Source organism: Anaerolineales bacterium (assembly GCA_019637755.1).
Classification (GTDB): domain Bacteria; phylum Chloroflexota; class Anaerolineae; order Anaerolineales; family UBA11579; genus JAMCZK01.
In genome coordinates, this window is sequence record JAHBVC010000001.1 from 1,539,933 (window position 1) to 1,562,357 (window position 22,425).

General features: G+C 61.9%; 27 protein-coding genes and 1 tRNA gene. 17 read left to right on the forward strand and 11 right to left on the reverse strand.

From position 1 onward, the window contains the following. Nucleotides 1-17 precede the first annotated feature (17 nt). The gene (locus KF821_07470; protein ID MBX3005650.1) at nucleotides 18-1,046 is read right to left on the reverse strand and encodes an aminotransferase class I/II-fold pyridoxal phosphate-dependent enzyme; all 1,029 of its coding nucleotides are present in this window, start codon (nucleotides 1,044-1,046) and stop codon (nucleotides 18-20) included. 65 nt (nucleotides 1,047-1,111) lie between these two features. Between KF821_07470 and KF821_07475 the strand changes: the two genes are divergently transcribed. Genes KF821_07475 through KF821_07485 form a run of 3 tightly spaced genes read left to right on the forward strand, consistent with a single transcriptional unit; the run spans nucleotide 1,112 to nucleotide 4,342 of the window. Continuing rightward, the gene (locus KF821_07475) at nucleotides 1,112-2,650 is read left to right on the forward strand and encodes a 2-oxo acid dehydrogenase subunit E2 (protein MBX3005651.1); all 1,539 of its coding nucleotides are present in this window, start codon (nucleotides 1,112-1,114) and stop codon (nucleotides 2,648-2,650) included. A 21-nt stretch (nucleotides 2,651-2,671) separates the two neighbouring features. Then, complete coding sequence (gene lpdA, locus KF821_07480) at nucleotides 2,672-4,072, forward strand: dihydrolipoyl dehydrogenase (GenBank protein MBX3005652.1); 1,401 nt, start codon at nucleotides 2,672-2,674, stop codon at nucleotides 4,070-4,072. A 60-nt stretch (nucleotides 4,073-4,132) separates the two neighbouring features. Continuing rightward, nucleotides 4,133-4,342 carry a ChaB family protein gene (locus tag KF821_07485; GenBank protein MBX3005653.1) on the forward strand — a complete coding sequence of 70 codons (210 nt, stop codon included), beginning with the start codon at nucleotides 4,133-4,135 and terminating at the stop codon, nucleotides 4,340-4,342. Nucleotides 4,343-4,379: 37 nt separating this feature from the next. Here the strand turns inward: KF821_07485 and KF821_07490 are convergent, their stop codons facing one another. Genes KF821_07490 through KF821_07515 form a run of 6 tightly spaced genes read right to left on the reverse strand, consistent with a single transcriptional unit; the run spans nucleotide 4,380 to nucleotide 9,095 of the window. Next, nucleotides 4,380-4,883 carry a hypothetical protein gene (locus KF821_07490; GenBank protein MBX3005654.1) on the reverse strand — a complete coding sequence of 168 codons (504 nt, stop codon included), beginning with the start codon at nucleotides 4,881-4,883 and terminating at the stop codon, nucleotides 4,380-4,382. Nucleotides 4,884-4,927: 44 nt separating this feature from the next. Beyond that, entirely contained in the window at nucleotides 4,928-6,091 is a 1,164-nt protein-coding gene (locus tag KF821_07495) for a glycosyltransferase family 4 protein (GenBank protein ID MBX3005655.1), read from the reverse strand. Next, nucleotides 6,091-7,185 (reverse strand): glycosyltransferase family 4 protein, encoded by a 1,095-nt coding sequence (locus KF821_07500; GenBank protein MBX3005656.1) that lies wholly within the window; start codon nucleotides 7,183-7,185, stop codon nucleotides 6,091-6,093. The genes KF821_07495 and KF821_07500 overlap by 1 nt, the downstream gene beginning before the upstream one ends. Then, a complete protein-coding gene (locus KF821_07505) occupies nucleotides 7,182-7,325 on the reverse strand; it encodes a hypothetical protein (protein ID MBX3005657.1) in 144 nt (47 codons plus the stop codon). The genes KF821_07500 and KF821_07505 overlap by 4 nt, the downstream gene beginning before the upstream one ends. Continuing rightward, nucleotides 7,318-8,340 (reverse strand): glycosyltransferase family 4 protein, encoded by a 1,023-nt coding sequence (locus KF821_07510; protein ID MBX3005658.1) that lies wholly within the window; start codon nucleotides 8,338-8,340, stop codon nucleotides 7,318-7,320. Before KF821_07510 ends, KF821_07505 begins: the two co-directional genes overlap by 8 nt. A gap of 5 nt (nucleotides 8,341-8,345) precedes the next feature. After that, nucleotides 8,346-9,095: a hypothetical protein gene (locus KF821_07515; GenBank protein ID MBX3005659.1), complete on the reverse strand. Its 750-nt coding sequence runs from the start codon at nucleotides 9,093-9,095 to the stop codon at nucleotides 8,346-8,348. A 109-nt stretch (nucleotides 9,096-9,204) separates the two neighbouring features. On the opposite strand from KF821_07515, the gene KF821_07520 reads away from it, so the two are divergent. The 11 genes from KF821_07520 (at nucleotide 9,205) to KF821_07570 (ending at nucleotide 17,488) form a co-directional block, all read left to right on the forward strand. After that, entirely contained in the window at nucleotides 9,205-9,831 is a 627-nt protein-coding gene (locus KF821_07520; protein ID MBX3005660.1) for an MBL fold metallo-hydrolase, read from the forward strand. A gap of 1 nt (nucleotide 9,832) precedes the next feature. Next, complete coding sequence (locus tag KF821_07525) at nucleotides 9,833-10,138, forward strand: hypothetical protein (protein MBX3005661.1); 306 nt, start codon at nucleotides 9,833-9,835, stop codon at nucleotides 10,136-10,138. 27 nt (nucleotides 10,139-10,165) lie between these two features. Further along, nucleotides 10,166-11,233, forward strand: a complete 1,068-nt coding sequence (gene mutY, locus KF821_07530; GenBank protein MBX3005662.1) for an A/G-specific adenine glycosylase — start codon at nucleotides 10,166-10,168, stop codon at nucleotides 11,231-11,233. Continuing rightward, nucleotides 11,226-11,543, forward strand: a complete 318-nt coding sequence (locus KF821_07535; protein ID MBX3005663.1) for an RNHCP domain-containing protein — start codon at nucleotides 11,226-11,228, stop codon at nucleotides 11,541-11,543. Before mutY ends, KF821_07535 begins: the two co-directional genes overlap by 8 nt. Next, the gene (locus KF821_07540; GenBank protein MBX3005664.1) at nucleotides 11,540-12,091 is read left to right on the forward strand and encodes a hypothetical protein; all 552 of its coding nucleotides are present in this window, start codon (nucleotides 11,540-11,542) and stop codon (nucleotides 12,089-12,091) included. Before KF821_07535 ends, KF821_07540 begins: the two co-directional genes overlap by 4 nt. 73 nt (nucleotides 12,092-12,164) lie before the next feature. Then, the gene (locus KF821_07545) at nucleotides 12,165-13,172 is read left to right on the forward strand and encodes a permease (protein MBX3005665.1); all 1,008 of its coding nucleotides are present in this window, start codon (nucleotides 12,165-12,167) and stop codon (nucleotides 13,170-13,172) included. Nucleotides 13,173-13,174: 2 nt separating this feature from the next. Next, nucleotides 13,175-13,912 (forward strand): TIGR03943 family protein, encoded by a 738-nt coding sequence (locus KF821_07550; GenBank protein MBX3005666.1) that lies wholly within the window; start codon nucleotides 13,175-13,177, stop codon nucleotides 13,910-13,912. After that, on the forward strand, nucleotides 13,909-15,264 hold the full coding sequence (locus KF821_07555; GenBank protein ID MBX3005667.1) for an Ig-like domain-containing protein: 1,356 nt from the start codon (nucleotides 13,909-13,911) through the stop codon (nucleotides 15,262-15,264). The genes KF821_07550 and KF821_07555 overlap by 4 nt, the downstream gene beginning before the upstream one ends. Nucleotides 15,265-15,280: 16 nt before the next feature. Then, nucleotides 15,281-15,736 (forward strand): transcriptional repressor, encoded by a 456-nt coding sequence (locus tag KF821_07560; GenBank protein MBX3005668.1) that lies wholly within the window; start codon nucleotides 15,281-15,283, stop codon nucleotides 15,734-15,736. 62 nt (nucleotides 15,737-15,798) lie between these two features. Beyond that, nucleotides 15,799-16,632 (forward strand): metal ABC transporter ATP-binding protein, encoded by an 834-nt coding sequence (locus tag KF821_07565; protein MBX3005669.1) that lies wholly within the window; start codon nucleotides 15,799-15,801, stop codon nucleotides 16,630-16,632. Next, nucleotides 16,625-17,488, forward strand: coding sequence for a metal ABC transporter permease (locus KF821_07570; protein ID MBX3005670.1), 864 nt, complete (start codon nucleotides 16,625-16,627; stop codon nucleotides 17,486-17,488). Before KF821_07565 ends, KF821_07570 begins: the two co-directional genes overlap by 8 nt. Nucleotides 17,489-17,517: 29 nt before the next feature. Here KF821_07570 and KF821_07575 read toward each other — a convergent pair whose 3' ends face one another. The 4 genes from KF821_07575 to KF821_07590 all read right to left on the reverse strand — a co-directional run bounded on the left by KF821_07575 (nucleotide 17,518) and on the right by KF821_07590 (nucleotide 20,550). Continuing rightward, nucleotides 17,518-18,627: a hypothetical protein gene (locus KF821_07575; protein MBX3005671.1), complete on the reverse strand. Its 1,110-nt coding sequence runs from the start codon at nucleotides 18,625-18,627 to the stop codon at nucleotides 17,518-17,520. 67 nt (nucleotides 18,628-18,694) lie between these two features. After that, entirely contained in the window at nucleotides 18,695-19,057 is a 363-nt protein-coding gene (locus KF821_07580) for a response regulator (GenBank protein MBX3005672.1), read from the reverse strand. A gap of 107 nt (nucleotides 19,058-19,164) precedes the next feature. Further along, complete coding sequence (locus KF821_07585; protein ID MBX3005673.1) at nucleotides 19,165-19,713, reverse strand: ATP/GTP-binding protein; 549 nt, start codon at nucleotides 19,711-19,713, stop codon at nucleotides 19,165-19,167. A gap of 3 nt (nucleotides 19,714-19,716) precedes the next feature. After that, nucleotides 19,717-20,550 (reverse strand): DUF4388 domain-containing protein, encoded by an 834-nt coding sequence (locus tag KF821_07590; protein MBX3005674.1) that lies wholly within the window; start codon nucleotides 20,548-20,550, stop codon nucleotides 19,717-19,719. 121 nt (nucleotides 20,551-20,671) lie between these two features. Between KF821_07590 and KF821_07595 the strand changes: the two genes are divergently transcribed. From KF821_07595 to KF821_07605, 3 genes are all read left to right on the forward strand, one after another. Next, nucleotides 20,672-20,743, forward strand: a tRNA-Asn gene (locus tag KF821_07595). A gap of 243 nt (nucleotides 20,744-20,986) precedes the next feature. After that, complete coding sequence (locus tag KF821_07600) at nucleotides 20,987-21,715, forward strand: ABC transporter ATP-binding protein (GenBank protein ID MBX3005675.1); 729 nt, start codon at nucleotides 20,987-20,989, stop codon at nucleotides 21,713-21,715. Next, complete coding sequence (locus KF821_07605) at nucleotides 21,708-22,415, forward strand: ABC transporter ATP-binding protein (protein ID MBX3005676.1); 708 nt, start codon at nucleotides 21,708-21,710, stop codon at nucleotides 22,413-22,415. Before KF821_07600 ends, KF821_07605 begins: the two co-directional genes overlap by 8 nt. Nucleotides 22,416-22,425: the final 10 nt, after the last annotated feature.

A 22,425-nucleotide genomic window follows, 5' to 3' on the forward strand; every position in this document is an offset into this window, starting at 1 on the left:
CGGGATGCACACCGATACTACGCCACCCCGCCCAGATCCTCCAGAAATGCCTGCACGGCGTGCTCGGGCGTAGCCCATGATGTCACTAGCCGTATCGCCGAAGAGCCCTCGCCTGCTGGTGCCCACACGTAAAAGCCATAGTCTTGCTGCAACTGGGCGATGAGCTCATCGGGCAGGATCGGGAAGAGCTGATTGGATTGCGGTGCGGTTAGAAACTTAAACCCCAGCTCCTGTAGCCCGCCTGCTAGCTGCTCGGCCATGCGGTTGGCGTGCTGGGCCAGCTCAAAATACAACTCGTCGGCGAAGAGCTCCAGGAACTGCGCACCGATGACGCGTCCCTTGGCCAGCATGGCGCCGCGCTGCTTGATGTGCCAGCGGAATTCGGGCTGCAGCGCGGGGTTGGGGATCACGATCGCTTCCCCCAGTAGCGCTCCGTTTTTGGTGCCGCCTATGTAGAACATATCCGTCAAGGTGGCGATATCCGCCAGGCTCAAGTCGCTATCCCGGGCGGTCAACGCCGTACCAAGGCGGGCCCCATCCAGATAAAGATACAAATTGTGCTGCTGGCAGAACGCGTAGAGTGCTTCGAGTTCAGCCTTGGAGTAGATCGTGCCGACTTCGCTGGCGTGCGAGATGAACACTACCTTGGGCTTGGTCATATGCTCGTCACGGCCAGGGCCGAAGAACCCGGCCAGCAACTGGGGGCGCAACTTGCCGTCGACGCTGGCCACAGTTTCGATCTTATGGCCGGTGGCCTCGATGGCGCCGGCCTCATGCACAAAAATGTGCCCACTGCTGGCGGCGATCACGGCTTCGTGCGGCCGCAACATGGCTGCCAGGCACACCAGGTTGGCTTGCGTGCCGCCGGAAACAAAGTGCACCGCGGCAGCGACGTTGCCGGCCGCCTCCTGGATCAAGGCTTGTGCCTGCCGCGAGAGTTCGTCTTCACCATAGCCGGTCATCTGGTCTGCGTTACTGGCGGCCAGGCGGGCAAGGATCTTGGGGTGAGCACCTTCTGCGTAGTCGTTAAAGAATTGATACTTCATGGGCTGATTATGGCTGCCAAGCGGTTGTGCTGCAAGCGGCCATGTTCCTCAGTTAGAATTAACCCATGGCCGTAAAAGTTACCCTCCCACAGATGGGCGAAGGCGTTACTGACGCCACCGTCACCAAATGGCTCAAACAAGAAGGCGAGCAGGTCAAGGAATATGACCCCTTGGTTGAGGTCAACACGGATAAGGTCGATACCGAGATCCCCAGCCCGGCCAGCGGCACGATTTTAAGGATTCTGCAGGCCGAAGGCGCGGTGGTGCCGGTCAACGCTACGCTCGTTTGGATCGGTGAACCTGGCGAAGCCCTGCCTGAGGATGAAGGCGCCGCGGCTCCGGCAGCAGCCCCCAAGGCGGCCGCGCCCGAGGTGACGCAGCAGCCTGTGGCCACCGTACCCGTTCCGGCCGCCCCGATTGCTGTTAAGCCTATTCCCGCCGCGCAACCGGCTACCCCGCAGCCGATACCTGCCGCCAGCCAGCCAGCGGCCACGCCGGCAGGCGGCCCCGTCTCGGCCCTGGCGGCCAAGGTGGCCGCCGAGCACGGCGTAAACCTGGCGGCGGTACACGGCAGTGGCCCTGGCGGCCGCATCACCAAAGAGGATGTGCTGGCCGCGGCCCAGGCGGGCACCGCGCGCTTTGTGGCCGGTAACGCAGCTGCCCTCAGCGGCCCCGTGAGCTTGCCCAGTTTTGATGGGCACAATATGGCCACCTTCCTCTCGCCGGTGGTGCGCAAGCTGGCTAACGAGCACAATCTTGACGTTAGCCGCATTCGCGGTACGGGCGAGGGTGGGCGCGTGACTAAGGCGGATGTTGAAGCCGCGCTGGCCAATGGGTCAGCCTATGCCCCGCTGCAATTCGCTGCGCCTGCGGCGCAAGCTGCTGCACCCAAGCCGCAGTTCCCGCCTGCGTTCCCCGAAGCCATTCCCGGCACAGTGATGAAGCTCAACCCGGTGCGCCGCGCCATTGCGGAGCACATGGTGCGCAGCAAGCACACCTCGCCGCACGTCACCACGGTGATGGAAGTTGACATGAGTCGCGTCGGCGCGCACCGCGCTGCCAACAAGGCGGCCTTTGCTCAGCAGGGCGTCAATCTCACCTTCACTGCCTATTTTGTGAACGCCATCGTGGCGGCTTGCAATGCCTACCCCATCGTGAACTCCTCATGGAGCGACGAGGGCGTAGCAGTGCACGGCGCGATCAACATTGGCATTGCCACAGCGCTGGAGCCCGACGGGCTGATCGTGCCCGTGGTCAAGAACGCGGGCAGCCTGACTTTGCTGGAGATGGCGCGGGCGGTCAACGATCTCTCCGGCCGGGCGCGCGGCAAGCAACTCAAGACGGATGAAGTACAAGGCGGCACGATCACGCTCACCAATCACGGCACCAGCGGCTCGCTGTTTGCTACCCCGATCATCAACCAGCCGCAGTGCGCCATCATTGGCACGGGTGCCATTCAAAAGCGCGCTGTAGTGATCGACGATGCCATCGCCATCCGGCCGATGGCGTATACCACCCTCACGTTCGATCATCGCATCCTGGATGGTGCGGTGGCTGATTATTTCCTCGGCACGATCAAATTCACCCTGGAGCATTGGGCGTAGGCCCACAAGTGGAGTAGACGCATGGCAAATTATGATGTGTTGGTTATTGGTGCTGGCCCGGGCGGCTATGTAGCTGCCATTCGTGCGGCACAACTGGGCAACAAGGTTGGCATTATCGACCGCGCTTTCTTGGGCGGCGTGTGCTTGAACATTGGCTGCATTCCATCCAAAGCGCTGCTGAAGAACGCCGAGGTGGCACACACCTTGCTGCATCGCGGCGAAGAATTTGGTTTCAGCTTCGATAACCTCAAGCTGGATTACGGCGCGGCGGTCAAGCGCAGCCGCCAGGTCTCTGAACGCCTGGTCAAGGGCGTTGAGTTCCTGATGAAGAAGAACAAGATCGATGTGATTTGGGGCAGCGCTAAGCTGACGGCCAAAGACACCGTGTCGGTAACCCCCAATGATGGCGGCAAGGCTAGCGAGCACAAGGCCAAACACATCATCATTGCCACCGGCGCCAGCCCGATCGCGGTGCCCGGTGTGGATGTGGACGGCAAGCAGGTGCTCACATACAAAGAAGCCATCCTGCAGGAGACGCTGCCCAAATCCGCGGTGATCGTCGGCGGTGGCGCCATCGGCCTGGAGTTTGCCACGGTGTGGAGCTCCTACGGGGTCGAGGTCACCCTGGTTGAGATGCTCGATCGCATCGCTCCGCTGGAAGACGAAGAAGTGAGCAAAGAACTGGCCAAGCAGATGGGCAAGAACGGCATCACTGTGCTCACCGGCACCAAGCTCGAGAAGGTAGAGAAGGGCAAGGGCGGCGCCAAAGTCAGCGTGTCTGGCAAGGACGGCCAAAAGACCATTGAAGCTGAGCAAGTCTTGATGGCGATCGGCTTCCGCCCGAATACGAAAGACATCGGCCTCGAGGCGGCCGGCGTCAAGCTCGGCCAGCGAGGCGAGATTGAGATCGACGAGCGCATGGCCACCAACGTGCCGGGCATCTGGGCGGTGGGCGACGTGACCGCCAAGCTCATGCTGGCGCATGTCGGCTCGGCGATGGGGATTGTGTGTGCGGAGAACATTGCCGGCGTGGAAACCATCAAGCTGGATTACCGCATGATGCCGCGCGCCACTTACTGCCACCCGCAGGTGGCTTCGTTTGGCCTGAGCGAAGCACAAGCCAAAGAAGCCGGCCACCAGGTGAAAGTGGGCCGCTTCAACTTCCAGGCCAACGGCAAGGCGCTGGGCCTGGGCGACTACAGCGGCTGGGTCAAACTGATCACCGATGAGCGCTATGGCGAAATCCTCGGCGCGCACATGATCGGCCCTGAGGTCACCGAGCTGCTGCCGGAGCTGACCATCGCTCAGATGGCCGAGCTGACTGCCGCCGAGGTGGCGCGCAACGTGCATGCCCACCCCAGCCTGAGCGAAGTGCTGATGGAGATGGCGCACGCCGCCGAGGGCCAGGCGATTCACTCGTAGACTAAGCTAGCGGCCAGACCACTTGCACCCAAAGCCTCGTTAGCCGAGGTGGAGGTGCCTATGCCTTATGAAACTCTGGCTGATTTGCCTAAGGGCGTGAAGGACAATCTACCTACGCACGCCCAAGAGATTTACTTGGCGGCATTCAACAATGCCTTCGAGGAGTACGACAAGGATGAGGACCGTGCTCGCCGCGTGGCATGGAGTGCAGTCAAGAAAGCTGGCTACGAGAAAGACGAAGCCAGTGGTGACTGGAAGAAGACCCGTTAAAAATGAGCCCCGCATATGCGGGGCTCATTTTGGTTAGCTACTTCGGCGGGGTTGCGCCCGCGCGGCGTATGCTCAGCCCTGAATTGGGTGCGCCCAGGCCATATTGGCTGGGCTGCTCGAAGTTCGTCTGGCGCAGATCAGCCAACAGCGCAGTGGGCGCCACACGCCGCCCAATGCGCTCGTCGGCCGAATGCCGCGGCGTGCTGACGGCTTTGGCGCGATAGAGCTCCACGGCGGGAGCGGCTTGCTGGATGGCGGCACGGCACACGGCGCGCATGTAGTAGCGATTGAACTCGCCCGCCGCTACGGTGTGAGCGTAGTTGGCGGGTAGCCGGGCCGTGACCTGGCGGCCCTGCCTTAGGTAGCGATGTTCGGCTAGCAGCAGGTCTGCGGTCGCCAGCGCTTCGCCAAAACTTTGCGAAGTGCCTGCCTCCAGCGCGGCGAGCAGGAGCGGCAAATAGGTTGCGGTGCTATCGGGCTTTAGCAGGGGGTTGATGTACAGCGAATGATGTTCTGCATCGTATTGCAACTCGTCCAGCATGACAGTGCGCAGCTCGGCGGGGACGGGCTCGTAATCAACATGCGTTAGCGGCTCAGGATGGCTTGGTAAAACGCTTCGGCGCGCCGCATGCCCGTGGAATAGTCGGCGCGCTCGGCGATTAGAGCTGCATTCTGTGCGGCGGCTTGGCGGCGCAAGCTTAGGTCTTGCAGCCCGCGCAGGATGGCGGCCGCCAGAACCTCGGCATGGTTGGGGTCGGCCAGCAGGCCGTTCTCGCCCGGCGTGATCCACTCGCGGATCGAGTCCAGGTCGCCCGCGACGGGCAGTAGGCCGCAGGCCATCGCTTCGAGCAGGGTGTTGGGCGTGCCGTCGTGCGTGCTGGGCGAGACCATCAGCTGGGCGCGGCGATAGGCCTGGGCAAGCTCTGCGGGAACCAGCTTGGGCAGCAGCGTAACGTGCGACTGCAGGCTGTGCTGGCGCACCCAGGCCTCGGCCTGCGGCTCGCCTTGCATGGCTGGGCACTCCACGCGCAGGGCGGGTACTTGTTTTGCCACGATGGCGATGGCCTTGAAGAAAACATCATTGCGCACGTAAGCGCGTAGGCCACGCGGGTTGATGATATGTGGCGTGTTTACAAGGTGCCGGGCAGGGTGAAAGAGCTCGCTGCGCACGCCGCCGTTGCCGGGCACGGCCAAGGTTGGCGTGTTGGCAAGCAGACTCCAGTGGTGTGCCAGGCGCAGATCGCGCTGCGTATCGGCCAGCAGGCCATCGGCGCGGCGCAGGGCGCGGCGCGTAGCGCTGGCCATCAGGGGCGTGCTGCGCGCATGCAGCGTGAAATCATTGCCCCATACAGAAAGCAGCAGCGGCCGCCGGCGGCCGCTGAGCGCGGCCGCGGCCAACATGCCTTCGTAAGGGATGCGCAGCGCATGCATCAGTTGGGGCTGGATGCGGCTGATGGCCGCTTCGAGCGCGATTGCCGCCCGCGGCAGGGTGAGCGGGCCGGCTAGGTTGCGCAAACGCGTGCGTAGCCCGGTAGGCAGCAGGGCGCGTAAGCCGCTGGCGGCAGTACTGGCTTCAGCGCTGACAGCGCCACTGTAGGCTACCGGCGTGTGTTGCCATGAGGCCAGGCCGGCTTGCGGCTCGCAGGCGAAGGTGCTGGCAAGATGCACCTCGTGTTTGTGTTCGATGAAATAGTGCAGCCACTGCTGCGTAATAGGGGAGCGGCCATCGGCTACAAAAAGAATGCGCATCAGCGGCTCACCGTGTGGATGGCCTCAATAAATGCGGCGGCCATGGTTTCCAGGTTGTAGCGGGTTTGCAACAGGGAGTAGTTCGTGGCGCCCATCGCATGCAATGCGGCCCGGTCTTGCAGGGCGCTGGCCAGCGTGGCGAACAGGACTTCATCATCGCCCGGGGGCAGTTGCCAGCCGTTGGCCGCTTGCACCAGATCGGCCTGGCTGCCATCGCCCTCGCCTACGATCACGGCTAGACCGTGGGCCATCGCTTGTTGCACAGCCAGCCCGCCGGTACCGGGCAAGACGAACAACTCGGCCCGGTCAAACTGGTGTGCCAGGGCTTCCCCCTGCAAGTGCCCGGTGAATTCAGTGCGCGGATAGATACGCTGTGCCAGGCGTTCGAGCTTGGCCCGCTCCGGCCCATCGCCCACTAGCACCAGGCGCGGTTGTTGCCCGCTGGGTAGTTTGGCACAGGCGCGCAGCAGCGCGTGGAGCCGTTTGCGGGCCTGCAGGCGGCCCACATACAGCACGGTGAGCGGGCCGCGGGTGGGACGGCTGGCCAGTGGCGCGCGCGGGCGCGGCGCCACCGCGTTGGGGGCCACGAAAATACGCTCGGCGGGCAGGCCCAAGGCGCGGTACTGGGCGGCGCCGTGCTGGCTGTAGGCGATCAGGCCGTCAAACTGCCGCAGGAACTGAAGACGGCGGGCATGGCGTAGCGCCGCCAGCGGGCCACCTAGCGGCGGCGCACCCAGCCCCCAAGCGAGCACACGACGGCCCCGGGCTTTCATCCAGCGCAGCGCCTGTGGCGTGCTCAGGTAGCGCGGATTGGCTTCGACGATCAACACATCCGGATTGAATTGCTCCAGCCAGGCAGTAACGTCGCGCTGGTAGCACAGATATAACGCGCCGCGGAAAAAATGCAGGTTGGTGGCGTGCTGCCAGTGAGCGATGTCTAGATGCGTAGCGGAGCGGATGGCTTCACTGCGTCGCGGCTGCCCGGCAAAGACGCTGAGGGTAGCCGTATGTTGGGCCAGCAGATCAAAGAAAGGCGCGCGATAGCTCGGCAAGACGCGTTGCATGATGCCGAACCGGCCAGCAAACGATTTCATGCGGGCCTCGCATAGATGCCCAGCCAATAGTCTTTCTCGCTTTGCAGATCCAGCAGCAACCTTGCATCCCCCAGCCCGCGCTTGACCGGCGCAGGCAGCAGGCGCGCCGCCGCCGCGAACCCCAGCAATGGGTTAGCCATGCAAGGCCTCGATGTATGCATCCACCATCTGGTCCAGGCTCAGGTGTGCTTCGGCATGAGCGCGAGCCGCCTGGCGCATCGCGGCCTGTTGCGCGGCGGGCGCGGTCAGCAGCTCGTTGGCCGCGGCGGCCAGGCCAGCCGCATCAGGCGCATCCAGCTTCCACGGGTCGCCGCCGTAGGGCACCAGGCGGCCGGCTGCGGCTGGCACCAGCTCATTCAGCGCGCCGGTGTCGTACGCTAGCACCGGCAAGCCGCAGGCCAGGGCCTCGATGACTGAGTTCGGGCAGGCGGCGTTGATGTCGGTGGAGTACAGCAAGTGGGCACTGCGATTGAGCGCGGGTACCTGCTCATTCGCCACCACTCCAAGCCAGGTGATGGGCCGCTGCGTGCGCGCCGCGTAATGGGCGCGCTGCATTTCGCTTACCAGGCCGGCCACGGCGAGCTCTACATCCAGCCTGTATTCGTGCTCCAGCCTGCGCGCCAACTGGACCGCGCTCTCGAGCCCGGATTCGTAGCCGCCGCGCAGGCTGCCTTCCACCACCAGGATGCGAAAGTAGCTGCCCGGCGGAGTTTCAGGCCCGTGCGGGGTGAACGTGTTGAGGTCAACCCCGTTGTGGATGATGCGCGCGTCAGGCCCGGGCCCAAATTGGCGTTGCCACCACGCGTGCACAAAGTGGCTTTGGTAGATGATGCCAGTGGCCAGGCGGCTGCGGATGTGGGCCAGCACGCGGTTGCCGCGCTCGGCCCGCAGCCAGTGTAGCGGGCCAGTGGGCAGGCGACGGTGCAGCCAATTGATACCATCCAGCCGTTGGATCACGGGGAGGTTGCGTTGGCGCGCCTGGCGCAGTGTATTGAAATGCCGCGTGCCGCCGATGACCAGCAAGCTGTCAATGCTCTCGTCTGGGGCGAAGGTATGTTGAATCTGGCGCTGCTCAAGGCCACGGATGAACTTGGCCTGGAAGGAAACCATGCCGCCGATGCCAGACACTTTAGGGATGATGCCGATGCGTTTCACGCGCTCTACTCTACTTGCAAATCACGGAATTCGACCCAGCTGCCGGGCTGGGGCGTTTCTACGCCGTACTGCAGGCGGCCACTCGGCAACCAGGCGGCATACTGATTATCCAGCCATAGCAGTACGCTGAGCGGCGGCTGCGGTGCAATTGGGCTATGCAAGACTAAGTTTCCGTCCACTTTGAACTCCACAAAGCCTGCCTGCCAAAGCAGCTCGTACGTGTGCCATGCGGTCACATCGCTTGTCAGCGCCACGGCGGCCTGGCGCACCCATTGGCTGGCGGCACGACGCAGGCTGCGGGCGCCCGCTGGCCAGGCCAAGAGCGGTGCGGCCAGGAGGCCAGGGGTGAGTAGCAGGCTGGGGGTGCGCGGCGAACGGTACACGGCGGCTTGGCCGCCGTTACCGGGCAGGGCATCATCCAGGCTGAGGTGATTGCGCCCTGAGGCAAACATAAACCAGGCGGCGTTGGGCAATGCGGGCAACTGCACGCCGCCGCCCTGGCCTACGCCAAACCCGAAGGGATCGTTCCACACCCCGAAGCCCCAGGTGCCCGGGAGCTGAGGGTGCGAGGCGCGTGCCTGAAGGCGCAGCTGAAACGGCGCATGCCGCGGGAAGCGGTGGCGCGCTACGTGAGCGTACTCATCGCATTGCGCCAGTTGGTAGCCGCGCCCGGCGCCGAGTGAAAAGCGCCACACCGCGCCGTCTTGCACGGCGCGCCCGGCGCCGGCCGTGCGCAGCGTCATCTCTGGCAGCATTACGCTATTATACGGTTCGTGTCGCTGCGCCTGTAGGAGTTGGTTCAAAATGTTATAATCGTTTGGTTACAACGTTTTAGCAGCACATCACCCCCTGAAAGAGCATTGAATGGAAATCACCTGGTACGGAAACTCTTGCTTTCGCATTACGGAGCGCAGTATGCCCACCGTAGTGACTGACCCCTATGATCATGCCAGTGCAGGGTTTAAGGCGCTGAAACTCAAGGCGGATATCGTTTCGGTGAGCCACGATGCCCCGGGGCATAACTTTGTTAAAGGCGCCAAGGGGGCTTCGTGGGAAATCCGTGGGGCGGGGGAGTATGAGATCGGCGGCGTATTTGTTACTGGGGTTGCCATCAAAGAAGGCAAAGACACGAACCTGGTGTTCACCTTTGATTACGGCGGTGTAACCGTTTGCCACCTGGGCGATATGCGCAGCGTGCCCAGCCGCGCCCAGGTGGAAGCGTTGGGCAGCGTGCACGTCTTGCTGGTGCCGGTGGGCGGCGGGAATGCACTCTCGGCGGCCAAGGCAGCTGAGGTGATCGCCATGATCGAACCGGGCATCGTCGTGCCAATGCACTACAAGGTGGATGGTAGTAACCTGAAGCTCAACCCGCTTAAGCAGTTTCTGCAAGAGATGGGCTTGAGCAAAGAGAAGGCCGAGCCTTCACTGAAGATCACCTCTTCGAGCGTGCCCAGCGAAACCAAAGTGGTTGTGCTGGATGTGGCCAGCTAACATGTCTGGCATTAAATTATTGATGACCTGGGATATTCAGCCCGGGCGTGAAGAAGATTACTTTGAGTTTCACATCCGCAAGTTTGTGCCCGCGCTTGAGGGCTTGGGCGTGGCGCTGAGCGAAGCCTGGCTCACCGTCTACGGTGAGCAGCCCCGCCTGCTGGCCGAGGCGGTCATCCCCAGCATGGATAATGCCCGCCGTGTGCTGGGCAGCAGTGCCTGGCAAGATTTGGGCGTGCAGATGCAAGAGCTGGTGGATAACTTTGATTACAAACTGGTGCCCGCGCGCGGCGGCTTCCAGCTTTAAGCCTTGTGGCCAAGCGGCCACCCTTCCATGAAGAAAAGCAAGCTTGCTACACCTCTGCTACGCTGGTACCACGCCCGCAAGCGCAGCTTGCCCTGGCGCGACCAGCCGCAGCCGTATGCGGTGTGGGTGGCTGAGATCATGGCCCAGCAAACACGCCTGGAGACGATGCTGCCGTACTATCAACGCTGGATGCAGCAGTTTCCCAGCGTGGCGGCGTTGGCGGCGGCCAGTGAGCAGCAAGTGCTGAGTGCCTGGGAGGGCCTGGGGTATTACAGCCGCGCCCGCAATCTGCACAAGGCCGCCCGCCAGCTGCGCGCCGCCAACGGCGGGCAACTGCCGCGGCGTGCCGCGGAGTTGCGCCAACTGCCCGGTATCGGCGCGTATACTGCAGGCGCCATCGCCTCGATGGCGTTTGGGGAGGATGTGCCCGCGGTGGATGGCAATGCCATCCGCGTCCTTTCACGCGTGTTTGATGTAAGTGTGCCAGTGCACTCGGCCGCCGGCCAGCAGCACCTGTGGGCGCTGGCTGCCGAGCACCTGCCGCGCGGCCGGGCCGCTGAGTACAACCAGGCCCTGATGGAACTGGGGGCTACGCTGTGCAGCCCGCGCCCCAAGTGTGATACCTGCCCGCTGGCGGCGCACTGCCTGGCCAAGCAGCGCAGCACGCAACTGCTGCGCCCGGTAAAGCGGCAGGCCGCGGCGCTGCCTGTGCGTTTTGCGGCCGCGGCGGTGGTGTGGCAAGCCGGCAAAGTGTTGCTCTTGCAGCGCCCCGCGCGTGGGTTGCTGGCAGGGATGTGGGAGTTTCCCTCGGTAGCGCTGGAAGAGCAAGCAAAAGCGAAATCATATCTGCGCACCGGCCTGAAGGCGGAGCTTGGTTCCGCACTAAAAATTGGCACACTGCGCGGCAATTTTGAGCACACCTATAGCCATTTTCACGCTCAACTGAGCGTATATGATTGCCCCGTGCATGAGGAAACCCCTCTTCGTATTCAACGCCCGCACAAGTGGCTGGCGCCGCGCAGCCTGGGCCGCGTGCCGATGGGCAAGTTAGACCGCGGCGTGGCTTTGAGCTTGCTGGAGCGCAAGGATGGCTAGCTTTACTCGGCGCATCGAAGACTTTGTGTGCCAGCAATGTGGGCGCGCCGTCAGCGGGGATGGGTACACCAACCATTGCCCCGCCTGCCTGTGGAGCCAGCATGTCGATGTGGCGCCCGGTGACCGGGCGGCGGGCTGCGGTGGCATGATGCAGCCGGTGGAAGTGGAGAGCCGCTCCCGTGGCTACCGCATCCTGCATCGCTGTGTTGTGTGTGGTGCGGAAAAGTGGAACCAGACGGCCCCAGGGGATGATTTTGAACACCTGTTAGCCGCAATGCGAGCCAGCGCCAACCGCAAGCTGGGGCTTTGATGTTTGTAGAGGGTGAACCGCAGACCTTACTGTCTGCCGGCGAGAAGAGATGGCGCGCCATTTTGGCAAACAGAGGCATCCAACCTTGGCCTGACCTTCGATTGCGTTTTGTTGTTGGCGCATGGAAGCGCAGGGGACATTTCTTTGATTTGGATAATCTAGTGAGCCCTGTGCTTGATGCCATTGGTAGCAAGCTGTCTGAGCGCGAGTCAATTTGGGCTACTGTTGAATTGGGAGACAAGCCAGGAGTTGAGATCACGAATGGGTCCCCTCCGCCTTCGCCCATAGGCGGCTTGCGAGTAGTTCTAAAAAATCCACCCCTTCGTTCAATTCGCACTAGTAAGCCGTTGTTAGAGCTTGTGGAAGCAAACTTGTTCGGCGAGCCAAGCCAGCCCTGTGGTTGTGAAATCCGAATCGGCATGAATGCTTCTGGCATCGCCTTTGGTTTTGAAGGCCCGATCAAGCCAACCATTGATGCGCTCTGGCCCTTGTTGGGAGGAACGTTTAAGAGTCCTGCGGACCATCGCGTGCGGGACTTGAGGTTATAAGACAAACTCAAGTCAGTGGCATTCAGGTTGCACTTTGGCTCTTAGATACTGAGGTGGGATAGAATTTCTACAAATGAAACGCGTTTTCAATACCCTCGGCATTCTTGGTTTGGCGGTGTTGGGGGTGGTGACTGTGTTGGTGTTGCAGAACTGGGTGGCGCGTGGTTTTGAGCTACCGGCTCAATTTTTTACATTCACTACGATCTTCCTCGGAATCTTTATTGAAGCAGCCCCTTTTTTGTTGCTCGGCACGCTGGCCTCTGGGGTGGTTGAAGTTTTCTTCAAGAAGGAAACCCTGCAACGGCTGATGCCGCGCAATCGCTTTCTGGGTGCACTGGCTGGCGGCTTGCTGGGTTTTGTGTTCCCGGTGTGCGAATGCGGTGTGGTGCCACTGACCCGGCGCTTATTTCGTAAGGGCATGGCGCCGGCGATGGGCGTGGCGTTTCTGCTGGCTTCGCCAGTGCTCAACCCGATCGTGCTGGCCAGTACCTATGCAGCCTACGGCTGGGGGCCGGTATTGTGGCTGCGCCTCGGCCTGAGCTTGACGATCGCGGTGGCTACCGGCTTGATCTTTGCGGTCGAGGAGCAGCCGCTGCAGCTATTGCGGCCCGCCAGTATCGGGCCGCTGCAGGGCGCGGCGTGGGCGGCGCCGGTGATTGCCCCGTCGCTGGCGGTGCGCTGGCGGGAGGCGCTGGGCATTGCCGGCGAAGAATTCTTCGAGATGGGGCGTTATCTGATCATCGGCGCCATGTTGGCGGCGGCGCTGCAAACCGTGGTGCCGCAAGCCACCCTGCTGGCGTTAGGCAGTGGGCCGCTGCTCTCGGTGCTGGTGATGATCGCCCTGGCGGTGCTGCTCTCGATCTGCTCCACCGTGGATGCATTTGTTTCGCTGGCTTTCGTCGGCACCTTTACCTCTGGCTCGATCCTTGCTTTTCTTGTCTTCGGCCCCATGGTGGACATCAAAAGCGTATTGCTGTACTTGCAGGTCTTTCGCCGGCGCACGGTAGGCTACATGGTGATCTTGCCATTGCTAATGATCATTCTGGCCGCGGTCTTTATCAACCTGAATGTTGGGATTTGAAAATGAGCGACTGGCAATACAAACGTGCTCACAGCATGATCTTGTTCGGCCTGGGTGTGTACTTGCTCTACAAAGTAGTATCCGGCACGCTCTACTTTTACATCAACGCCCGTTTCACTTGGCTGGTGGTGCTGGGCGGGGTAGGCTTGCTGCTGCTGGGCCTGGTCGCCTGGCCGCGTGGCAGCACCGCCGCAGCTAGTCACTCCCACGCCCACGAGCACACCCCGCGCGGCACACGCTGGGCGCTGTTTGTGCTAGGCGCCCCCCTATTGCTGGGCTTTCTGGTGCCGGCACGCCCCTTGGATGGCAGCGCCCTGGATACGCGCGGTTTGACCACGCGGGCGTTGATGAGTGTGGGCGGCCAAAACACAATTCAGCTTGACCAACCCTCAGACCAGCGCAGTGTGCTGGATTGGGTGCGCGCCTTCAACTATGCCAGCGACCCGCAAACCTATGTGGGTGAACAAGCCGATGTTGTGGGTTTTGTGTATCAGGATGAGCGTTTGCCCGCCGGGCAATTTTTGGTGGGGCGTTTTGCGGTGAGTTGTTGTGTGGCGGATGCGTTCGCAGTGGGCGTGATCGTGCAAAGTGACGATGCCGCTCAGTGGGCCGCTAACCAATGGGTGCATGTGGCTGGCACGGTCGCAGTCGGCAGCCTGGAAGGCGTAGCCATACCACTGATTGAAGCCACCAGCATCAAAGCCGTTCCCATTCCGCCACAACCCTATTTGTTCCCATGAAATCTTGGCGCCCGTTTGAACGTGCGGTAGCTTTCAGCGCCCTGCTGTTGGTGGGCGCGATCGCGCTTGTCTTGTGGCGCGGCGATCACGTCGGGGCGCGCGTGCTACGCAGCAGCCCGGCGCCGGGTAGCCAGGTGGCGGCGCGTGCCCCGGTGGTGATCGAGTTTGCCCAGGCAATGGATACCGCCAGCGTGGAAAGTGGCTTTTCCATCCAGCCCGCCACGCCCGGCGAATTTATCTGGGAGGGGGATACGCTTCGCTTCATTCCCCGCACCCCCTGGCAGATCGGCGCCGAGTACCAGGTGCAATTGGCGGCCGGCGTGCGCGATCAGCGCGGCCAGCGCCTCTTGCGCCCAGTGGAGTTGGCTTTCTCAGTACGCACACCGGGTGTGGCTTTCCTGCGCCTGGCCGATTCGGGTTATACGCTGTGGGCTGCCAGTGCGCTGGATGCCGCCGCGCGCCAACTCTCCCCTGGGGATGGTGTGTTTGATTTCACCGTCACCCCAGATGGAGAGCAATTGATCTTCTCTGTGGTTAACGATCAGGCGGGGATCGATCTGTGGATCGTGGGGCGCGGCGGCGGAGACGCGCGCCGCTTGTTGGACTGTGGCGCTGACCGTTGCTTTGCCCCCGACGTGGCACCCAATGACCAAATAGCCTACAACCGCGTGTTGGCGCCGCTTTCCCCGGCGGAGCCCTATGGGCCGCCGCGCATCTGGTTGCTCAATTTGCGCTCGGGGGAAAATTTGCGCTTGCACGCCGATACCCAGAAGATCGGCTATGGCCCGCACTGGTCACCGGATGGGCGCTGGCTGGCTTACTACGATGGGGTGGCAGGACGCATAGTGATCCTCAATAGTTCCAGCGGTGAGGAGCTGGCGTTGCCCTCACAGGCCGGGGAGGTGGGCAGTTGGGCGCCGGAGGCCGAGTACATGCTCTTTGCGGATATGCGCCGCGCGGGCGAGCAGGTGCGCTCCCAGATCTTTCGTGCCAGCCTGGCCACACAGGATATTCTGCCGTTCTTTGATCCGCAGCCCGAGGATGCCGAATTCAGCGGCCCAGTGGTCTCTCCGGATGGGCAGTGGGTGGCGATGAAGATGCGCGCTCAGAACCTGACCGCCGAACAACTCTGGGTGCTGCCACCGGATGGCAGCTTTGCAATGGTGGCGGTTGAAGAAGCCGGCTATCTATATAGCCGTTACCAATGGGGCAGTGATTCGCAGGCGTTGTTGTACCACCGCCTGCAACTGGGCCGCGCCGATAGCCAGCCGAGTGTGTGGCTGTGGGAGCGCGCCACCAGCAGCCAGCGGCTGCTGGTGACTGAGGCCAGCCAGCCACTCTGGCTGCCCTGAGCGTATAATCATTGCAATGAGCCGTGCCCATATCAGTAGCGAAGCAGAGATCAAGCAGCGCACCAGCGGTTGGCTGGCGCGGCTGGCCGAATTGGGCTACCGCATCACCGGTTCGCGCCGTGCCGTGGTGGATGTGCTGGCAGAAGCCGGTACCTCGCTCTCGCCGGCCGAGATTTACGAGCACGGGCGCGTCTTGCACAAGCAACTCGGCCTGGTGACGGTTTACCGCACGCTCGAGAAGCTGGAAGAGCTTGGCCTAGTGCAGCGCGTGCACCGCCCGGATGGGTGCCACGCCTACATCCCTGCCCTGCATGGCCACGAACACTTGCTGCTGTGCCAGCAATGCGGCCGCGTAGAGTATTTCCGCGGTGATGACCTCTCAGAGCTCAGTCGCCGGCTGGAAGGCGAAAGCGGCTTCACCATTCAGGATCACTGGCTGCAATTTTTTGGGTTGTGCGCCCAATGCCAATAACCCCGCCTGCGGGTATAATTGAAAATCACTTTCAATAGACGCGCTAGCGTCTGGCAGGCGGCATGCAACCGAATTCCCCATTAACTCACCATCACTCCCCAGGCGTCGCAGCGGTAGCGCTGGATAAAGTCAGCGTGGCCTATGGGCGCAATCTGGCGCTGCAAGACTTTACGCTCACTGTGGAGCCTGGGTTGCGCGTGGCGATCGTTGGCCCCAATGGCGCCGGTAAATCCACCTTCTTTAACTTGGTCAGCGGCCTCATAGCGCCCACGCAGGGCCAGGTGCGCGTACATGGCCACGCACCTGGCGAGCACCTGTGCCTGGCCTACGTGCCGCAGGCCAACCAGGTAGACCTGAGCTTCCCGGTGAGCGTGTGGGACGTGGCGATGATGGGGCGGGTAGGCCAACTCGGCTTGCTGCGCCGCCCCAAAGCCGCCGATCGCGAGCTGGTGCGCAGTAGCTTGCAGCGCGTCGGCATGCTGGATCTGGCGCGCCGCCAGATCGGTGAGCTTTCCGGGGGGCAACGCCAGCGCCTGTTCATCGCCCGCGCGCTCACCCAACGGGCAGACCTGTTATTGCTGGACGAACCTTTTGCCGGGCTGGACCTGCCGGCACAAGAGCAGATTCTGGCAATCTTGAATGACCTCAAGCAGCACGGCGTCACCGTACTGTTTGCTACCCATGATCTAGAGCTGGCTGGCCAGCAGTTCGATAGCGTGCTGCTGATCAACCGGCGCTGCGTGGCCTATGGCTCCGCCAGCGCGGTGCTCACCCCTGCGAACCTGGCCGCCGCGTATGGAGGCCAGGTGCAGTGGATCGATACCCGCGAGGGGCGCGTGCTGGTGGAGATCGGTGGCGGGCACCCTCACCACGCAGGGGAGGGGCAGCATGACTGAGTGGCTGTTGGAGCCCCTCGGCTTCGCCTTCATGCAGCGCGGAGTGTTGGCGGCGGTGCTGGTGGGGGTAGTGTGCGCCGTAGTGGGCAGCTATATGATCCTGCGCGGCATGGCTTTTTTGGGGGAGGCGCTGGGCCATGCCATCTTGCCCGGTCTGGCCGCCGGCTACCTGCTCTCCAATGGCGATCGCGCGGTCACCTTCGTGTGGGCGCTGGCCACCGCGATCGTAGCTTCGGTCACGATGGGTGCGCTCAGCCGTAGCACCAAGCTGCGCCAGGATACCGCGATTGGCATCGTCTTCGCGGGCATGTTTGCCCTGGGCATCGCATTGATCTCAAGTATGCGCAGCTACGCCGTCGATCTGACCCATATGCTGTTTGGCAACATCCTCGGTGTGGCCAATCAAGATATGTGGCTGATTGTGGGTATGGGTGTGGCGGTACTGCTCGCCGTGGCGCTCTTTTACAAAGAATTGACCGTGATCGCCTTTGATCCCGTGCTGGCAGTAACCTTGCGCCTGCCGGTGCGCGCCCTGGATATTTTGCTGCATGTGATGGTGGCGATCGCGATCGTGATTTCGCTGCAGACGGTGGGCGTGGCGCTGGTGGTGGCGATGTTGCTCACCCCGGCGGCCACCGCCTTCCTGCTCACCAAGCGCTTGAAGCGCATGATGGCACTGGCGGCCGGCTTGGCGGCGATCAGCGGCGTGGTGGGGCTGTATGCTTCGTATTATTTGAACATTGCCTCCGGCGCCGCCATCGTGCTTGTATCAACATTGCTATTTGTGGCTGTGTATGCGGCCCGCGCGCTACGCGCAGCCTTGCCCTTGCGCCAAACAAAAAGCCCCGCTAGCTAGCGGGGCTTTTTTGTTTTTGGCTGCACAAGTTAAGGCTTGGTGTAGGTGATGATCAGTTTGAAGCCATTGTTAAGCATGCGCACCAGGGCATTGCCACTGGGGGCGCCACTGAAGGCCAGGCGGTATTCCAGGATCTTGCTGGGCGAATCTACAGCGGCTTGCACGCGCGCCTTGACGCTGTCACTGGCGCTCACCGTGGACAGCGCGCCACTGCTGCACCACTCGATGTCCTGGCCGCTAGCCGAGGCGTCGTATTCGCTGCCGTCCAGCGGGAAGTAGCTGCCGGGGATGGCACGCAGGCAGCCCATCACGAACGGGTTCGCGATGGTGTCGTACTTGCTAAAATCTACGCGCACCTGATCGATCTTGGAACCCGCCGGAATGGCAGAAAGATCGAACAAGGCGAAGGCCTGAATGCCGCCCTGCGCGTCGGCCCCCGCGTGCGGAGCGCCGCCGGGCGTACCTGAGGCGTTCACCTGGCCCACCTGTGAGGCGATGAAGGTTTCACCGCCTCCCGCGCTGCCGGCGCCAGTTACATCGATAACTACATAGAAGCTGCCGAAGGTTTGGCCGGCTGCATTGCGCAGCATCCAATACCCGGTGTGTGAGCCAGCGGTGCTGGGCGCGGTGAGGTTGACCGAAACATCCAGCGTGCTGTTGGGAGCAATCGTGGCGGTGAGCGCCTGGCTGGCCGGGCCGTTCATCGCCGCGCCGCTGCTGAACACCACCGCGTAGGACGTTGTCCACGAGCAAGTGCCAGAATTGCGAATGCGCCAGGTCTTGGTGAAGGTTGCGCCGGGGGCGAAGTCGGTACCGTCAGGCACGGTAACATCGCTGACAAACGCCATCGCATCGCAGGCGGGATTGACACCGGAGCCACCACTGCCGCCACTGCTGGCGCTGGTGGCCGCAATGGTTTGGGTGACCACTGGGGTCTCGGTGGCGGGTTGCGTGGCGGTGGGTTCAGGAGTGAAAGTGGCCGTAGGCACCAGCAAGGCGGCCTCGGTCAACTGGGCGCTAACGGTGGAGGCGGCCGCGGTCAACACCATTGAAGAGGAGGGTGTATTGCTGCCAGGGAAACTGCAAGCTGCCAGTAGAAGCGATGCCATCATCGCCAGAATACATAGTTTGTTTTTCATAGCACTCCTAAAATGAACCATTTTGAGGATTCTAGCAGAGCGGGCGCAGAAGTGCCCTGCACAGGGCTTAGATTTCGCTTAATAGGGCGCCGATGCGCGTGAGTAGGCGTTCGAGCTCAAACGGTTTGCGCAGATACTCGCGTGCCCCGGCCTGCAGGCTGGCGTGCACCTCTGCCGGGCTGGCGCAGCCAGAGATGAGCAAGATGCTGGCCTGCTCAGCCTGCTGCCGCAGGCGGGCGCACAGGGCTGGCCCATGCAGGCCGGGGAGATTGAAATCGAGCACGATCAGATCAGGAGCAAAGTGAGCTGCGGCGTTCAGGGCCCCCGCGCCCTCGGCGGCGGTGCGCACCTGGTAGCCGGAGAGCAGCAGGCCAGCCTGCATCATCTCGCGCAGTTCCGCTTGATCATCAACCACCAGCACTTTAGGCATTGCTGCCCAAAACGTGCTGGCGATGGTTTTATTCTAGGAGTTTTGGTGGATTAGGCGTCTGGCCGCGGGAGACTTAACCAGCGCTAAGCTTTTGTTAAACTTGCCCGTTAGGCTTCCAGTTCGGCCAGAATGTTTTCCAGCAATTGCAGCAGCACGGTCTTAACAGCTTCTTTATCGGTGGAAACACAGGGCAGGATGGGCACATCCTCGTCTACGCGCAGGGCCACGCGCAGATCCTCCACCTCCCAGGCATCGGGCAGGTCTTGCTTGCTGGCGGCGACGACATAAGGGGTGGGCGAGAAAGCGCGGAAGGCCTCCATGATGTTGCGGGCTTCCTGGAAGGTTTCGGGGCGGGTGCTATCCACCATGACAATGAAGCCCAGCATGCCTTCGGAGAGGATCTCCCACATGAAGTCAAAGCGCTTTTGGCCGGGGGTGCCGAACAGATACAGCACCAGGCTGTCATCCACCGTGATGCGGCCAAAGTCCATCGCCACGGTGGTGGTTTCCTTCACACGCTCGGCATCCGAGCTGATCTTGCGTTCGGTGGAGACTACATCGATCTCGCTGACAGTTTGGATGAACTCGGTTTTACCGGCATTGAAGGGGCCGGTGACCACCATCTTGACTGTCAGAGTGCGTGCGTCGTTTTCCATGCGCTAGATTGAACGGATACGCGCCATCAGGCGATTGACCAGGCTCTTTTGCTCCTGGCGATCCTTGCCGGGGAAGGCGCTCTGCAAGCCATCCAACTGCGTGGCGGCCCCCGCGGGGCGAATCAGCTTGATCAGCCCGGCCTGCAGCAGGCCATACACGATGCGACGAATTTCTACTTCGCTCATCTTGGTGGCTTTGGCGATCTGGCGGATGCTGTTCTTGGGATTGATGTAAGAGACCACGCGCCATTCTTCGACATTGAGGTTTACTTTTTTGAGATTGACCCCGGGGCGATCGGTGAAGGCCAGCGCCATGTCCAGGTTGGGAATCTCATTGCTGAGCTTTTCCCATTCGCCCACTTGGCGTGAGCCTTCCATGATGATGTCTTCCAGTGCCATGCGCACCGGGATCTTGCTTTCGGGCACGTCTTGCTCGGTGTCGAAAGCGAAGCGCCCCTCCACCCAAGTGAACAACTGCTGGATGACGTGCACGAAATAGCCCTGCAAACTTTCCAGAATGTCTTGCTGGGTGACGTAGCCGGAATTGATCAGCAGTAAGCCCAGCTCTTTGTCGCTCATCGCTGCGGCGCGTGCTTGCAAGGTGTTCAGTTGGGCATTGTTGATCTTTTCGGCGCGATGCAGGATGTTGGGCAGGCTGGCCTGGCGTTGGCCGCCCTCGCTGGTGAGTTGGGCAAAGGCCAGTTTGCCGGCGCGGAAAAATAGCCGGGCGCCCTCGTTGGGGCCCTGCACCAGCAGCGCCCCGCTTTTGCCAGCCAGGTTAATTAAATTGAGCAACTGGGTAACCGAAAAATCCTGCAGATTTCCTTTTAAGGCCATAGCGTCTCCGCGCGCCTAGCGATTATACATGTTTGCATCTGCCCACTCAGCTGCGCTGGTTTCTTGACACGCTTCTAGCCCCTGACTATAATCGCCCCTTGCCCTGTAGATTAGGCATCCTTCCTCGGTAGCTCAATGGCAGAGCGGGCGGCTGTTAACCGCTAGGTTGTAGGTTCGAGTCCTACCCGAGGAGCTAAAGTAATGTAAGCCTACCATGCCGCCGGGTAGGCACCCTTCCCCGTCTAGATTGACTGGCCTGCTTCGTCCCATCTAATCTCCCCAACAATGGAAGTATTCACTCTGTCGCTTCGGCGCCTGGGGCGCCGCTCCTGCGGCGCGTGCTACCGGAAGCGAGCCGGCAGCAGATGCCGTATAGTTTGGCAGGCTCGGTATACGAATGCGCCCCATCCTCCCTACGCCCGATCCATTGGCAGTAATGCCCATGCTTGAAGTGCACCAGCTCAGCAAAGATTTTGACGGTTTGCGCGCCGTGGACGCGGTCAGTTTTATGCTAGCGGGCGCGGAGATCGTTGGCTTGATCGGCCCCAATGGGTCGGGAAAATCGACTTTGTTTAATTTACTAGCCGGCGTCACTCCGCCCAGTTCGGGGGCCATCTTTTTCAATGGGCACGACATCACCGGTTTGCCTGCGCATGCGGTAGCGCGGCTTGGCATGGCGCGCACCTTTCAGCTGGTGCGCCCATTTTTGCAGCTTACCGTGCGTGAGAACGTAGAGGCAGGCCTGCTGTTTGGCGCCGGCCATGCGCACATCCATGGTGACTTGCAGGCCCAAGCGCACCAGGTGCTAGCGCGCGTGGGGCTGGTGGACAAAATGGATCTGCGCGCTGCCCAACTCTCCGTTGTGGAGCGCAAATGGCTCGAGATCGCCCGCGCTCTGGCCGGGCAGCCCAAGCTATTGCTGCTGGATGAGTTTATGGCGGGGTTGAGCACCGCGGAGATTCCGCGTGCCCTGAATTTGATCCGCTCTGTGCGCGAAAGTGGCATTGCGATCATCCTCGTCGAGCACATCGTCAAGGCCATCACCAGTGTGTGTGAGCGTGTGATCGTACTCAATGCCGGCAGGAAACTGGCCGAGGGCCGCGTTGCGCAGATAGTCAACGATCCGGCAGTGATCGATGCATACCTGGGGAGCAGGCATGCTTAGCGTCGCTAATCTGCAAGTCGCTTATGGCGACATCCAGGTGGTGTGGGATGTAAGCCTGGAGGTGCCCGCCGGCAAAATAGTGGCCTTGATCGGCCCTAATGGCGCCGGCAAGAGCACATCGTTGCGCGCCATCCTGGGGCTATTGCCGGTGAAAGCTGGCGAGATCAACTTTGATGGGGTCTCGATTCGCAACAAACCCACCCATGCAATCGTGCAGTCTGGATTGGCGATGGTGCCCGAGTCGGGGGCCACCTTCGCGCGCCTGAGCGTGCTGGATAACCTGCGCCTGGGGGCAATGCCATCGGCGCAAGCGCGCGCCCAACGATCTGCCAGCTTGCAAACAGTGTTCGCTATGTTTCCGCGGCTGGCCGAACGCCAAACGCAGCAAGCGGGCACCCTGAGCGGCGGCGAACGCCAGATGCTGGCGATCGGCAAGGCGCTTATGGCGCGGCCGCGTTTGCTGGTGTTGGATGAGCCTTCGCTGGGCTTGGCCCCGTTGGTGGTAGAGCAAATCTTTGGCGTGATCCAACACATTCGCCAGCAAGGCGTAGCCATTCTGCTGGTGGAGCAAAATGTACAGCACAGCCTGGAGATCGCAGATTACGGCTATGTCATCGAGTTCGGGCGCATTCGTAAAGCTGCCGCCGCGGCCACTCTGCTCGCTGACGAGAATATCAAGGAAGCCTACCTCAGCCTCTAGGCTGGGCGAG